We start from the raw sequence: 531 nt of genomic DNA on the forward strand, positions 1-531 counted from the left end.
CTCGACGTCTAGGCCGCCAGCTTCGAGCACGGCGCCTACCAGCCGAGCTTTCCGGCGCTCTTGTGCACTTAGCTTTTTCAAACAGTCCTCATTACTTCTTGTGCGGGACTACCGCCACCTTGATTCCGGTGCCATTAGCCGCCACGGTAATAGCTTCGTGAACGTCCGCAAGCTCAAACGTGTGAGTATGCAAAGACTTCACATCTATTTTACCCTCACCGATAAGGCGTAGCGCTTTTTCATGCGCTGCACGGCCCGCGTTGGACGCGCCGGTGATAACGAGTTCACGATAGTGAATGAGGTTCGGATCGATCTGCGCTTTAGCGACCTTAGAGAAGCCCGCGAAAGCGTTTACGTGACCGCCCTTGCGCATGCACAAAAGCACGTCCTCAACAAGTTCAGGCCTGCCAATGCAGATCACGCCAATGTCCGCGCCTTCTCCGTCGGTCAGGTTTTTACAGAACTCAGCGAGGTCCGTCTGCGTGGGATCCACAGTGTGCGTGGCACCCATCTTCTTGGCAAACTCCCGCC

1 protein-coding gene is annotated in these 531 nt (G+C 55.9%); it reads right to left on the bottom strand.

The window, feature by feature from the left end; genetic code table 11:
• Positions 1 to 91: 91 nt before the first annotated feature.
• The coding region (locus tag HMPREF1627_RS00820) for a zinc-binding dehydrogenase (protein ID WP_034500350.1) at positions 92 to 531 on the bottom strand (440 nt) is incomplete at its 5' end.

It is taken from the genome of Actinomyces sp. S6-Spd3, from assembly GCF_000758755.1.
GTDB lineage: Bacteria > Actinomycetota > Actinomycetes > Actinomycetales > Actinomycetaceae > Pauljensenia.